Raw genomic sequence first — 12,967 nt, forward strand, 5'->3', positions numbered from 1 at the left:
TACCTGACGGGGGCCCAGCAACCTCGCGCGAGGTTGCTGGGCCCCCGTCGGGTAGTCCTGGAAGCGCAAAGTTGGTGCGGAAAGAGAGACTGTGGGTATGGATCTTTCAACCAGCACCGCCGTTCGGCTAGCCGCAACGCGCGGCGCCTCTTCCTCTCACAGCGACGCCGTCGACGCGCAGACAGGTTGAGACCATGAATGCCCACACCCGAATCGCCGTAATCGGAGACGTCGGCGGCCATTTCGGGCCGCTCGCCCATCTCCTTGGAGAGCTCGGTGTACGGTTCGGATCCGCGATCGAGTGGCCGCAGGACCTCCATGTCGTCCAAGTGGGCGACCTGGTCCACCGTGGCCCGGCATCCGCTGAGGTCGTCGGCCTCGTCGCCGACTTTCTGGAACGAGGCGTGTGGACTCAGATCGTGGGCAATCACGAGCAGCTCTACGTCGACCGACCAATCTTCGGTTGGAATGAAACCATCGACGAGGCCGCCCAGACGCAGCTGCGGGATTGGTGGGCAGATGGTCGTCTCAGACCGGCGGCGGCCGTCATCGACGGCTCAGGCGAGGAGTGGCTGATCACCCATGCCGGCCTGACGACTGGCTTCTGGCGCCATGGGCTCGGAGCCCCCGACAGTGCCGAGGCGACGGTGGCGGCGTTGAAGGAAGCCGCCGACGATGGAGCACTCTGGCATCCCGGGACGATGCTCCTCGGTGTCGATGACGACAACGCCGGTCCGGTATGGGCAGCCGCCGGGACGGAAGTTTATCCTTCCTGGCCGCGGCTCGGGACCGAAATGCCGTTCAATCAGGTCCATGGCCATTCGAGTGCGTTCGATTGGAACCGCAGCCGGTGGTCGGCCGAATCCCGGATCCAACAGCAGATCAGACTCGACGTCGATCACCGCCATGCCACTTTCGAACATGCCGGCCGCAGAATCGTCGGAATCGACCCCTGCCACCTCGCCGAGGCGGCCCCGGTCTTTGACCCGTTCATCCTCCACGGGGCAACGATCAGCTAAGGGCCCAAAGCTGGAGAAGACCCTCCGTGCTACCTGACGGCGGCCCAGCTACCGCGCGCGAGGTTGCTGGGCCGCCGTCGGGTAGTAATTACCAGGAGATGACATGGGGGACGCTGACGTGCTTGAGCCCCTCGAGACCGAATTCGAGGCCGAAGCCGGACTTCTTCACCCCACCGAAGGGCACGCGGGGATCGACGGCACCGTGCTTGTTGATCCACGTGGTCCCCGCCTCGAGGCGAGCCGCAACCTGCCGGCAGGCGTCGAGGTCCGTGCCCCACACCGAGGACCCGAGACCGACTTCGAGCTCGTTGGCCCACTCAATGGCCTGGTCGAGATCGGTGTACTTGATGATCGGCAGCACCGGTCCGAACTGCTCCTCGGCCACCAGCGCATTGTCGTTGTCGATGTCAGCGACCAGAGTCGTCGGGTAGAAGTAGCCGGGCTGGTCGGAAACGGGGTCGCCTCCCATGAGCACGCGCGCTCCCTCGTCCTTGGCCGCGTCGACGAGGCGAGCGACGATGTCATACTGCTGCTTGTTCTGCAACGGGCCGAGGACGTTCTCCTCGTCCAAGCCCACGCCCATCGGAGACTGTCCGGCCACCTCGACGAGGGCCTGGCACACCTGGTCGTAAAGGGATTCGGGCACGTAGAGCCGCTTCATCGCCGCACATGTCTGTCCGGTGTTGATGAACGCGCCCCAGAAGAGGTCTCCCGCGATCTGGGCGGGATCGGCATCCTCGAGGACGATGCCTGCGTCATTGCCGCCGAGTTCGAGAGTGATGCGAGCGAGGTTGTCGGCGGCGGTGCGCATGATCGCCTGTCCGGTCTTCGTCGACCCGGTGAACATGATCTTGTCGACGTCTGCGTGGCTGGTCAGCGCCGCGCCCACAGAACCATCACCGGGGACGACGGAGAGCACGTCGGCCGGCAGCACCTGGTTGACCACGGCCACCAGCGCCTGCACGGACAGCGGTGTGTACTCCGAGGGCTTGAGGACGACGGTGTTGCCCATCTTCAGTGAGGGAGCGAACTGCCAGACGGAGATCATCATCGGCCAGTTCCAGGGCCCGACGGCTCCGACGACGCCGACGGGACGGTAGTGGAGTTCGGCGTGGGTCTCACCGTCATCGACGAGAACGTCGGGTTCGAGCTCGAAAGCAGCGTTCGCACGCAGCCAGGCCGCGCAGGCGCCGACTTCGAAACGGGCGTTGGGCCCGTTGAGCGGTTTGCCCTGCTCGCGTGAGAGCAGTTCGGCGAGCGCCTCGGCGGAGGCTTCGATGGCGTCGGCGGCTTTGCCCAGCAGGTCGCTGCGCTCCTGGGAGGTGCGCGCGGCCCACGCCGACTGGGCCTTGCTTGCGGCGGCCACGGCAGCGTCGATCTCTGCCGGTGTGCCTTCGTGAGTGCGGCCGACGACCTCGCCGGTGGCGGGATCGTGGATCTCGCGTCCGGCGGGGTCGACGATGGCGGCGAGAATGCCAGCGGTGGTGGTCATTTCGGTGGCGGTTGCCTCGGCGGTCATGGTGCTCCTTTGATCGGCGACCGGGTGGTCGGCGGCGGTTGGTGTGGTCATTTTCCGGCGGTGTGTACGGCTGTTTCGGGCGGTCGGAACGCTTACGTCATCCCAGGGAACCACCCGAACCGATTCCTGCATAGAGGTGCGGCGCGGACGAGCGGAGGACGATGGCCCAGATCGTGCCGATGAGCCCGGGGACGAGAACGATGGCCGGCAGCAGCCAGGACAGCACCGAGGTGCCCTCTGCACCGATGAGAACATTGAAGTTGATGACGATGGCGACGAACAGGGCGAGCAGTCCGACCGCAGACAGGCCGGGGGCGATGACGCGGGTCCACAGCGAATACTCCCCCGACTTCGTGCGCAGGAAGCCGACGACGGCGAGCGCGGTCAGCGCCATGAGCAGGACGAGCCCGAAGGCACCCATGTTCGTCAGCCAGGTGAAGAGGGTGACGACGGGGAACAGCGGGTCATCGCTGCCGGAGCCGACCACGGCGAAGACGAGGATGATGACGAGTGCCAGCGCCGACTGGGTGAGGGAGCCGGCCACCGGCGCGCCGGTGCGTCGTGAGGTCCTGGCCAGCGACTGGGGAAGGACCCGGTCCCGGCCGAGGGCGAAGACGTAGCGGGCGACGATGTTGTGGAAGGCCACGAGTGCGGCCAGCAGCGAGGTGAGGAACAGCAGGTTGCCGAGGTCGACGAACCACACCGGGGCGTGTTCGCCGAGGAATACGAACATGAGGTCGGGTCCGAATTCCTGGGAGCGGCCGATGACCTGCGAGGCTCCTTCGCCGATGACCATCGCCCAGGCGGAGAACGCATAGAACACCGCGATGATACTCACGGCGATGACGGTGGCCCGACCGGCCGTGCGACGAGGGTCTTTGACCTCCTCGTTGTAGATGGCCCCGGATTCGAAGCCCATGAAAGCCGCGATCGAGAATGCCAGGGCCGCGCCGACCCCGGGGGCGAACAGCTGGTCGAACGCGAGCCCGTCGCCGGTGATGCCTTCGGGGCTGTGTGCGAGTCCGATGATGTCGAAGACGATGACGACGAGGAACTCCGCGCCGACGATGATGCCGAGCACCTTCGCGGAGAAGTCGACCCGGAGGACTCCCATGATGCCGACGATGACCCAGGCGATGAGGGCGCAGACCCACCAGGACCAGGAGACGCCGAAGAGGGTGTCGAGGAAGGAGGAGAAGACGAAGCCGAACATTCCGGCGATGCCGATCTGCATGGCGTTGTAGGCCACCAGCGCGGTCATCGCCGCCCCCATCCCGGCGGGCTTGCCCAACCCCTTCGAGATGTAGGCGAAGAAGGCGCCGGCGTTGTGGACGTGGCGGCTCATCGCGGCATAGCCGATGGCGAAGAGGATGAGGATGATCCCGAGGACGACGAAGGACAGCGGAATCCCGACCAGGCCGGTGACGGCGAAGTTGCTGGGGACTCCGCCGGCGACGACGGTCAACGGCGCCGAGGCGGCGATGATCATGAAGACGAGCGCGGGGATTCCGATGCGGCGGGCATCGAGTGAGGCCGTGGCCGCGGATGCATCCCCGACGTCCTTGGAAGTCCGCTCGGCGGCATTGCCGAGTGGGGAACCCAGGCCGCCTTTGGCCGAGTCCGAGCTGAGAGTGCTCATGTGATCCACCTAACAGTAAAAGAGACTACTGCCAGTGTGGACACCGCCCGCCTGTCGCGTCTTGGCTTTGCAGGCAGAGTTCTTGACGATTCGCGCATCCGCACCCCGGCCCTTGCGGTGCAGCCGCGGCGGGGCCGGCTCAGTCGACCTGGGTCCTGCGGCGGTACCCGGCGGGCGGCTGGCCGACGGCGCTGCGGAACAGCCGGGAGAAATGTGCAGGATCACTCAGTCCCCACCGGGCACCGATGGCGGCCACCGGAGTCTGACGCTGTCCGGGGTCAGCGAGGTCGAGTCGGCACTTCTCGATGCGCCGCCGCCGGATCTCCCCGGCCACGGTCTCACCGCTGCCTTCGAAGATCTGGTGCAGGGTGCGCACCGAGATGAAGTGGGCGGCGGCGATGGTCGAGGGGGTGAGCTGCGGGTCCGAGAGATGAGCATCGATATAGTCGGTGATCTCGGCCCACAGCCGCTGCCGTTCGTCGATCTCACTGCCTGTGGCCGAGAGCTCATCGGCCATCACCGTGGTGAGCAGATCGACGACGTTGCCGGCCAACCGCACACCTGTCGCCCGGTTGAGGGTCGGCAGCATGGCCCCGGCCTGGGAGATGACCTGGGCGACGACCGAGCCGAGCTGATGGTCGGCACCGATCGGGGTGGCGGTGAGCTGACCGACGGTTTCGGAGGGAAGGTTGACCCGCGACTGCGGAAACATCATGACGTAGGACGAGAAGTCCGAATCGAAGCTGAGCGTATAGGGGCGCGATGTGTCGTAGACGGCCAGCGACCCGGGAGCCAGGGCCATCTCTCGCCCGTCCTGGACGAGCAGACCGTGCCCGTCGAGCTGCAGCGAGACCTTGAAGTAGTTCGTCCCGGCCGGGCAGCCGTGCGATTCCGATCGGGCTCGGGCGATCAGCTCGGGAGTGCGCAGGACGGCATGCGGGTGGGCGTTGATCTGCGACATCACCACGGAGTCGTAGTCGCGCGCGCTGATGCGACCCTGGAATACGCCTCGGCGCTGGGGTTCGGTATCGAGCGGAACGAACGAGTCCGAGACCAGCCCCTGCCAGCCTTCGAAATCGTTCGCGGTGTCTTCAAGCAACATCGTCGTCCTTAGATTGCTCGGCCCCGACCGCTTTGTCGAAGGCCCGTTGTCCGGTCACTCTATCCCCAACCGTCGCGCCAGTCACGACCCTGAACCCGATTACCGACCATTTGGTCACCCCGCATCGGCAAGGCCCCTTTCACTCGCCCGGTCAGCTCCGCCGGTCGAGGCGGGAGATGACGTAGTCGAGCTGGGCACGGAAACCGGCGAAGTCGAATCCGTACCCGCCGATGATTGCGGTGGTCTGCGCACCGAGGAGATACGTCAGGAGCACCTCGGCCTCGGATTCGATGTCGACCTCGCCCCGCAGCCGACCATCGGCGTCGGCCTCACCGAGCCAGGCCACGATCCACGCCCGCCATAGCTCCATGGTCTCAGCGGTCGCGCGAGCATGATCGGGATTCTGGGCCACCTCGGCGAGATAGGACAGGACGACGCGGGCCTCATCATGCAGCTCCGGCGTCACCGGGAGCACCTCATGGGCGAAGGCACACAGCGCATCGAGCCCGCGCAGACCCGCCGTCGAGGTCGCCACCCTGGCATTCGTGGCCTCGAAGACGTAGAGATAGGTGGCCGCCAACAGGTCTGCCTTCGACCCGAAATACGACTTGATGACCCCATTGGCGAAGCCCGCCTCGGTCGCGATATCGCGCATCGTCGCCCCACTCAGACCTTGGCGGACGATCAGGCGCAGCGTCGCCTGCACGAGGTCCAGTCGACGCTGGTCGTGGTCGACGATCTTGGGCATGGCTCCTCCACAACGGTGCAGATCGGGTCTTGACTTTATTTCCTACGAGTGTAGATTTTAGCGTGACTCAGCCCACAGGCCCAGATTGCAAAGGTGCACCATGTCCTGCCATTCCTCCGCTCCCGTCGCCGAGGCGACCACAGCCACCCCCTTCACCCTGCCGACCGAGGCCGAGATCGCAGCCGTCACCGCGGTGCTGCGCTCGGCCGGGCACTTCCCCGACTCCGCGCGCATGGCCTACGTCGGCCTGCTCGATCCCGTGCGCGGCACGGATCGGACCACCGCCGAGGTGGATCGCCGGTTCCGTGCCTTCATCCTCGACAAGTCCGCCGGCACCGCCCACGATATCGTCGTTTCGGCGACGCGACGTGCCGTCGTATCCGTGACCGAAGTGGACTCCACCGAAGAGGGCGAGTTCCCCGTCATGGAAGAGGAATTCGAGATCGTCGAAGAAGTGCTCGCCGCAGATCCGACGTGGCTGGCGAGCCTCGAGAAGCGCGGACTGCCCGTCGCAGAGGTGCGGGTGGCACCGTTGTCGGCCGGCGTCTTCGAATACCCGGAGGAGAAGGGACGGCGGATCCTGCGCGGGCTGGCGTTCCACCAGCAGCATGAGTCGGACTCGGCGTGGGCTCATCCGATCGACGGGCTCGTCGCCTATGTCGACGTCACGAACCGAACCGTCGACCAGGTCCTCGACCTCGAGAACGTACCTGTGCCCACTGAACACGGCAACTACACGGATCTCGAGCTGACCGGGCCCGTGCGGACTTCGCAGAAGCCGATCTCGATCACGCAGCCGGAGGGGCCGAGCTTCACCGTCACCGAGGGAAACCACATCGAATGGGAGAAGTGGTCCTTCGACATCGGTTTCGACATGCGTGAGGGACTCGTCCTGCACAACATCGCCTTCGACGATGGTGAGCGCCGTCGCACGATCCTCGATCGGGCGGCGATCGCCGAGATGGTCGTCCCCTACGGTGATCCGTCACCGGTGCGGTCGTGGCAGAACTACTTCGACACCGGCGAATACCTCGTCGGGCAATGGGCGAACTCGCTCGAGCTCGGGTGTGACTGCCTCGGCGATATCACCTATCTGTCTCCGTGGGTGGCGAACAACCTCGGCGAACCTCGGCAGATCAAGAACGGCATCTGCATGCATGAGGAGGACGCGTCGATCCTGGCCAAGCATTCGGACCTGTGGTCGGGTGTCGCCTACACCCGCCGCAATCGCCGCTTCGTCGTCTCGTTCTTCACCACGGTCGGCAACTACGACTACGGGTTCTATTGGTACCTCTACCTCGACGGCACGATCGAATTCGAGGCCAAGGCCACCGGCGTCGTCTTCACCTCGGCGCTGCCGAACGGGTCGAGCGATTTCGCCTCGGAGATCGCGCCCGGACTCGGCGCCCCGTTCCACCAGCATCTCTTCGGCGCCCGCCTCGACTTCGCCCTCGACGGCGGCACGTGCCGGGTCGAGGAGGAGGACGTGGTGCGTCTGCCGGTCTCGGACGACAATCCGCGCGGCAACGCCTTCAGCCGGTCCCGGACCGTGCTGGCGACCGAGTTGGCTGCGCAACGGGATGCGGATCAGTCGAAGGCGCGGACGTGGGTGGTGACGAACCCGGAGTCGACGAACCGCCTCGGCGAACCGGTCGGGTACAAACTGCACCCCACGGGTCCGCCGACGCTGCTCGCAGCCGAGGATTCGTCGATCCATCGGCGTGCGACGTTCGCGTCGAAGTCACTGTGGGTCTCGCAATATCACGAGGACGAACGGTATCCGACCGGGGACTTCCCGAATCAGCACCCCGGCCATGCGGGACTGCCGGCCTGGACGGCGGCCGATCGCAGCGTCGACGGGGAGGACATCGTCGTCTGGCACAGCTTCGGCCTCACCCACTTCCCGCGGGTCGAGGACTGGCCGATCATGCCCGTCGACACCGTCGGCTTCAAGCTGCGACCGGAAGGGTTCTTCGACCGCTCCCCCGTCCTCGACGTCCCCGCGCCCGAGTCCGGCTCCCCCTGCTGCGACTCCTGACCTCCCCAATTGCTACCCGACGGCGGCCCAGCAACCCCGCGCGAGGGGGCGGAGCCCCCGCCGGGGTGGCCCGGGTCGGGGGGGGGGGCCCGCACTGTGGGTGCGCGCCCCCCCCCCGGCCCCCGCGGGCCCCCCCCCCCCCCGTCCCCCCCCCCCCCCCACACACCCCCCGCGCCGGGGCCCCCCCCCCCCGGGCGGGGGGGGCCCCCCCCCGCCGTCGGGTAGCACGGAGACGTGAGGTGGGACCGAACTTGACGATGCGCGCACAACCGTCGCCGACGTCTTGCCGAATCGTGCACACCTCGACCGCAGGCATTCCTCACCGGTGACCGGCGTCACTAGCCTGTGGCCATGACAACCGAGCAGGAGGCAGGCACTGTGGCCGCGAACATCACTACTCATCCGTCGACTTTCCCCACCGAACTCCCCGACGACGACTTCGACTACATCGTCGTCGGAGCGGGATCGGCCGGGTGCGTGATCACCCGCCGACTCCTCGACGCCGGGAAGAAGGTCTGTCTCATCGAGGCCGGCGGGGACGAGACGAACCCGAACATCGACCATCTCAACAACCTCGGTCTCATCTGGCATTCGACTCAGGACTGGGACTACTACACCACTCCGCAGCCGGCGGCGATGGGCCGGAAGATCCATCTGCCGCGCGGGAAGGTGCTCGGCGGATCGAATGCCCTCAACGCCGTCATCTGGGTCCGCGGTGACGCCTGGGACTACGACCAGTGGGTCGAATCCGGATGCCCCGGCTGGTCCTGGGACGAGGTCGCACCTGTCTTCGCCGCGATCGAGAACTATGACGGCGAGATCACCGAGAACCGCGGCACCGACGGGCCGATGGATGTGCGCGTCGACTACGCACGCAACCCCCTGCAGGAGGACATGTTCACGGCCGCCACACAGACCGGCGTGCCCGTCAACGACGACTACAACTCCGGCACCGTCGAAGGCATCGGAAAGATCCAACTCAATGTCCGCGACGGCAAACGGCTGAACACCTGGCGTGCCTACCTCAAGCCCCGCCTCGGCGATGAGAATCTAACGATCCTCACCTCCGCTCACGCCCGTCGGCTTCTCCTCGACGGGACCGCGGTCACCGGTCTCGAGATTGATTTCCGGGGACGGGTCAGCACCGTGTCCGCCGACGAGGTCATCCTCTCGGCCGGTGCCCTGGCCTCGCCCGAGCTTCTCCTGCGCTCGGGCATCGGGCCCGCCGCAGACCTTGCCGAGGTCGGCATCGACTCGGTCGCCGATCTGCCGGGCGTGGGCAAGAACCTCCAGGATCATTGGCTCTCACCGGTCGTCTTCGCCACCGGCGATCGAGAGGTGCCGATGGGAGAGGTGGCGCCCGCCGAGGTTCACTTCTTTGCGAAGTCCCGGCCGGAGCTGCCGGTCCCCGACACTCAGCCGCTGCTCTTCTCCGTGCCGATGTATGCCCAAGATGCGGCCCCTGCCGCGCAGACCGGACCGGGTCCCGGCGGAGCCTTCACTCTGCAGGGCGGCCTGGTGCGGCCCGAGAGCCGTGGCGAGGTCAGGCTCAGCGGTCCGAACCCGCAGGATCCGCTCGTCGTCGATCCGCAGGTGCTCTCGGCACAAGCCGATGTCGACGCCCTCGTCGCCTCGGTGAGGCAGTGCCGTGAGATCGGTCGGGCCGAGGCGCTGTCATCGTGGCAGCCCACCGAGATCCACCCCGGCCCCGAGGTGGCCGACGAGGATCTCGAGGACTACGTCCGCGGGTCGGTCGTGACCTATCATCACCAAGCGGGAACCTGCCGGATGGGCACGGACGCCGAGGCGGTCGTCGACCCGGCCACGTTCGAGGTCCGGGGCGTGAGCGGGCTGCGGTTGGCCGATGCGTCGATCATGCCGTTGGTGCCGACCGGGAATACGAACGCTCCGACGATCATGATCGCCGAACGCGCCGCGGCCGCTCTCGTCGGCTCCCCCGCCGACGGAATCACCGCCCCAGCCCCTCACTGACTCCCCTTATTACTACCCGACGGCGGCTCAGCAACCTCGCGCCAGGTTGCTGGGCCGCCGTCGGGTAGTAAGAGGCTGGTATCTTCTACTTCGTCGGCCGATCTGCAGACGAGAGGGACTGGGAGTGCACGAGGCAAACGATATGACCGTCCCCGCACAGGAGCTGCTGGTGACGATCGGGACCGGGCTGCTCGCCGGTGGGATCTCCTCGGTAGATGTCGAAGACGCACTGACCGGGCTGGCACCTGCGGTCGGCCTGAAGTCCATCAACGTTGCCGCCCTGCCCAAGGGCCTCTTCCTCACCATCGGCCCCGGCAGTCCCACCCGGTTCCAACGCATCGGTCCTGACCTGCGGTTCGACCAAACTGCGAAGCTGCTCGACATCGTCGACGCCGTGCGCTCGCGTCGGCTCGGCGTCGAGGCCGCCAGCCGCATGATCGAGGCCGAAGTCTACGGCACTCCGGCTCGCTGGCCCGGATGGGTGACCTGCCTCGGCGCGCTGCCCATCGGCGTCGGACTGTGCCTGCTGCTCGAACCCGGACTGGTCAACCTCGCCTTCGCCGCCCTCGGTTCGCTCGTCGTCGCTGCAGTGCTCGCCATCAATGCCCGCCACCCCAGCCTCGGACCGCTGCTGCCGGTGACCTCGGCCTTCATCGTCGCGGTGCTCATCCTCATCGGCTACCGCCTCGACTGGCTGGACAGCCCCCTGCGCACGATCGTCGCCACCCTAGCCGTGCTGCTGCCCGGCAGTGCCGTGGTCACCGGACTGACCGAGATCTCCGCCGGGGCATTGTCCGCCGGCAGTTCGCGGCTCGTCTCCGCCACCGTCCAGTTGGCGATGTTCATCGCCGGCGTCGCCGGTGCCGCTGTGGCGACCGGAACCGGGGTCGAAGCCCTTGCGAACTCCCAGCTCACCGCCTCGACATGGTGGCTCTCCGCCCTGGGCGTGGCCGCCGCGACGCTGGGCCTCATCATCTATCTGCACACCCCACTCGAGCACACGGTGCCGATCGTCCTCACCATCGCCGCGGCCGCACTGGCACAGCTGGGCACCGGTGCCGAATTCGGTGCGGCCATCGGTGGCCTGGCCGGCGCTTTGACCGCATCGGTGGTGGCCGTCGTACTCTCGCGCCTGCCGAAAGGCCCGATCTGGCGAATCAGCTTCGTGCCTGCGTTCCTCGTCGTCGCGCCAGGGTCGTTCGGGCTCCTCAACGCCTCGCAGATCGAGTTCGGTGACGGCACTGGGGTTGCCGGCAGCATGCTGGCGGCTGCGACCACGTTCTTCACCATCGCCATCGGCACGGTCATCGGCGCTACCATCGCCCACGCGGTCGAGCCCAAGGATGAAATCGTCGCCTGAGACATCCCTAGAACTACCTGACGGCGGCCCAGCAACCGCGCGCGAGGTTGCTGGGCCGCCATCAGGTAGTAAGTGGGAGGGAAGGTCAGGAGGGTTCCTCCTGCGCGAACGGCGCGGAGGCCCGGTCGAGACGGTCGACCTCGTCGGCGCTGAGCTCGAGCCCGGGTGCGGCCATGACCGCCTCGAGCTGCTCAGGTGTGCGAGCCGAGGCGATCGGTGCCGTCACGCCCTTCGCCAGCAGCCAGGACAGCGCCACCGTCGCAGGTGCAACATTGTGCGAATCGGCGATCGCGACGAGATCGTCGACGACCTTGAGCCCCTCGGCATTGAAATATCCCTGCACCATGCCACCTCGGTCGGCCCCTTCGAGGTCGGCTTCGGTGCGGTATTTGCCGGTGAGGAAGCCGGCGGCAAGGCTGAAGTACGAGAACACCGCGAGATCCCGCCGCTCGGCGATTGGGCGCAGATCCGTCTCGAACTCCCGCCGATAGACGAGGCTGTACTGCGGCTGGATCGCGACCGGCTTGACCAGCCCTTCGTCTTCAGCCGCTGCGAACCACGCAGCCAGACGCGCCGGCGAATAGTTCGACACCGCGATGTGCTTGGCCTTACCGGAACGGACGATCTCATCGAAGACGCGGGCCACCTCGGCGATGGGGGTCACCTCATCGTCGCGGTGGGCGTAGTAGAGGTCGACGTGATCGGTCTGCAGACGCTCAAGCGAGGCGTCGATGGCGGTGCGGATGTATTCGGGATCCTGCGTCTTGTGCTCGGGATGGTCGCCGACCTTCGTGGCGATGACGACGTCATCGCGGTTGCCCCGCGAGGCCAACCAGGTGCCGATGATGGTCTCGGATTCGCGGCCGGTGTTGCCGGGCACCCACGCAGGGTAAGACTCGGCGGTATCGAGGAAATTGCCGCCGCCGGCCACGAAGGCGTCGAGGACGGCATGGGACTGCGCCTCATCGGCCGTCCACCCGAAGGTGTTCGTGCCGAGATTGATCGGGAAGATGGACAGGTCGGTTCCGGGAATCTGCTTCCGCGTGGTCAAGCTTTCCTCCATTCGTCGAATGTCCGGGCCTCAGATGGCCCACACCTCCGCACAACGGATAGCTCGGGAGAACTATTCCGCCGAGGCGGCCCACCCCTGACCGCGCCCCGCGCGGGAGGTCGTGAACGCAACCTCCTCGTAGCCGGCGCGAGCATCGGCCCGCACCTGCGCGACCTGGTCGGGCACCATGGCCACGAAGATGCGGTCCCTGACCGGCTGCGGCAGGAGATCGGCCAGGCGGGTCACGGGAGCGATGAAGCCGGGCACGGTGATCTCGAAACGGGGCCGGGCGACCGCACGGACGGCTGCGGCCGCGACATCGTCGGGACGCAGCAGTGGGCCCGCACCGGTGCCGATCCCCGCGGCCAGGACGGTGTCGACGACGGCGGGGATGACGGCGGTGAAGTGCACCCCAGTACCGCACTTCTCCGTGCGCACGGCCTCGAGGTAGCCGAGCACTCCGTGTTTGGTCGCCGCGTATGTCGCCTCGCCCGGGGCG

The 12,967-nt window shown here is 66.9% G+C and carries 9 protein-coding genes and 1 pseudogene; 4 read left to right on the forward strand and 6 right to left on the reverse strand.

Annotated elements, in window-relative coordinates:
• Positions 1 to 194 precede the first annotated feature (194 nt).
• On the forward strand, positions 195 to 1,019 hold the full coding sequence (locus tag ACTIIH_RS14315; protein WP_441452586.1) for a metallophosphoesterase: 825 nt from the start codon (positions 195 to 197) through the stop codon (positions 1,017 to 1,019).
• Between the two features lie 88 nt (positions 1,020 to 1,107).
• Here the strand turns inward: ACTIIH_RS14315 and ACTIIH_RS14320 are convergent, their stop codons facing one another.
• The 4 genes from ACTIIH_RS14320 to ACTIIH_RS14335 all read right to left on the reverse strand — a co-directional run bounded on the left by ACTIIH_RS14320 (position 1,108) and on the right by ACTIIH_RS14335 (position 6,027).
• Positions 1,108 to 2,511 carry an aldehyde dehydrogenase family protein gene (locus ACTIIH_RS14320; protein ID WP_441452600.1) on the reverse strand — a complete coding sequence of 468 codons (1,404 nt, stop codon included), beginning with the start codon at positions 2,509 to 2,511 and terminating at the stop codon, positions 1,108 to 1,110.
• Between the two features lie 124 nt (positions 2,512 to 2,635).
• Entirely contained in the window at positions 2,636 to 4,027 is a 1,392-nt protein-coding gene (locus ACTIIH_RS14325; protein WP_441452602.1) for an APC family permease, read from the reverse strand.
• 289 nt (positions 4,028 to 4,316) lie between these two features.
• Positions 4,317 to 5,279: a helix-turn-helix domain-containing protein gene (locus tag ACTIIH_RS14330; RefSeq protein ID WP_441452588.1), complete on the reverse strand. Its 963-nt coding sequence runs from the start codon at positions 5,277 to 5,279 to the stop codon at positions 4,317 to 4,319.
• 151 nt (positions 5,280 to 5,430) lie between these two features.
• Entirely contained in the window at positions 5,431 to 6,027 is a 597-nt protein-coding gene (locus ACTIIH_RS14335; protein WP_441452590.1) for a TetR/AcrR family transcriptional regulator, read from the reverse strand.
• Positions 6,028 to 6,127: 100 nt separating this feature from the next.
• On the opposite strand from ACTIIH_RS14335, the gene ACTIIH_RS14340 reads away from it, so the two are divergent.
• The 3 genes from ACTIIH_RS14340 to ACTIIH_RS14350 all read left to right on the forward strand — a co-directional run bounded on the left by ACTIIH_RS14340 (position 6,128) and on the right by ACTIIH_RS14350 (position 11,417).
• Complete coding sequence (locus ACTIIH_RS14340; RefSeq protein ID WP_441452592.1) at positions 6,128 to 8,065, forward strand: primary-amine oxidase; 1,938 nt, start codon at positions 6,128 to 6,130, stop codon at positions 8,063 to 8,065.
• A gap of 351 nt (positions 8,066 to 8,416) precedes the next feature.
• Positions 8,417 to 10,057 (forward strand): GMC family oxidoreductase, encoded by a 1,641-nt coding sequence (locus tag ACTIIH_RS14345; protein WP_441452594.1) that lies wholly within the window; start codon positions 8,417 to 8,419, stop codon positions 10,055 to 10,057.
• A 142-nt stretch (positions 10,058 to 10,199) separates the two neighbouring features.
• Positions 10,200 to 11,417: a threonine/serine exporter family protein gene (locus ACTIIH_RS14350; protein ID WP_441452596.1), complete on the forward strand. Its 1,218-nt coding sequence runs from the start codon at positions 10,200 to 10,202 to the stop codon at positions 11,415 to 11,417.
• Between the two features lie 85 nt (positions 11,418 to 11,502).
• On the opposite strand, the gene ACTIIH_RS14355 is transcribed toward ACTIIH_RS14350, so the two are convergent.
• Both ACTIIH_RS14355 and ACTIIH_RS14360 read right to left on the reverse strand, forming a co-directional pair.
• Complete coding sequence (locus ACTIIH_RS14355) at positions 11,503 to 12,468, reverse strand: aldo/keto reductase (RefSeq protein ID WP_441452598.1); 966 nt, start codon at positions 12,466 to 12,468, stop codon at positions 11,503 to 11,505.
• 72 nt (positions 12,469 to 12,540) lie between these two features.
• Positions 12,541 to 12,967: pseudogene (locus ACTIIH_RS14360) on the reverse strand (hypothetical protein); the annotation flags it as partial.

Origin of the sequence: Brevibacterium sp. (assembly GCF_052105255.1) — a bacterium.
GTDB lineage: Bacteria > Actinomycetota > Actinomycetes > Actinomycetales > Brevibacteriaceae > Brevibacterium > Brevibacterium linens_B.

What these genes read in the sequence shown, in the direction of transcription:
- ACTIIH_RS14325 (WP_441452602.1), bottom strand. Translation starts at nt 4,027, where the DNA reads ATGATCATCGCCGCCTCGGCGCCGTTGACCGTCGTCGCCGGCGGAGTC.
- ACTIIH_RS14335 (WP_441452590.1), bottom strand. Translation starts at nt 6,027, where the DNA reads ATGCCCAAGATCGTCGACCACGACCAGCGTCGACTGGACCTCGTGCAG.
- ACTIIH_RS14315 (WP_441452586.1), top strand. Translation starts at nt 195, where the DNA reads ATGAATGCCCACACCCGAATCGCCGTAATCGGAGACGTCGGCGGCCAT.
- ACTIIH_RS14350 (WP_441452596.1), top strand. Translation starts at nt 10,200, where the DNA reads ATGACCGTCCCCGCACAGGAGCTGCTGGTGACGATCGGGACCGGGCTG.
- ACTIIH_RS14345 (WP_441452594.1), top strand. Translation starts at nt 8,417, where the DNA reads ATGACAACCGAGCAGGAGGCAGGCACTGTGGCCGCGAACATCACTACT.
- ACTIIH_RS14320 (WP_441452600.1), bottom strand. Translation starts at nt 2,511, where the DNA reads ATGACCACCACCGCTGGCATTCTCGCCGCCATCGTCGACCCCGCCGGA.
- ACTIIH_RS14340 (WP_441452592.1), top strand. Translation starts at nt 6,128, where the DNA reads ATGTCCTGCCATTCCTCCGCTCCCGTCGCCGAGGCGACCACAGCCACC.
- ACTIIH_RS14330 (WP_441452588.1), bottom strand. Translation starts at nt 5,279, where the DNA reads ATGTTGCTTGAAGACACCGCGAACGATTTCGAAGGCTGGCAGGGGCTG.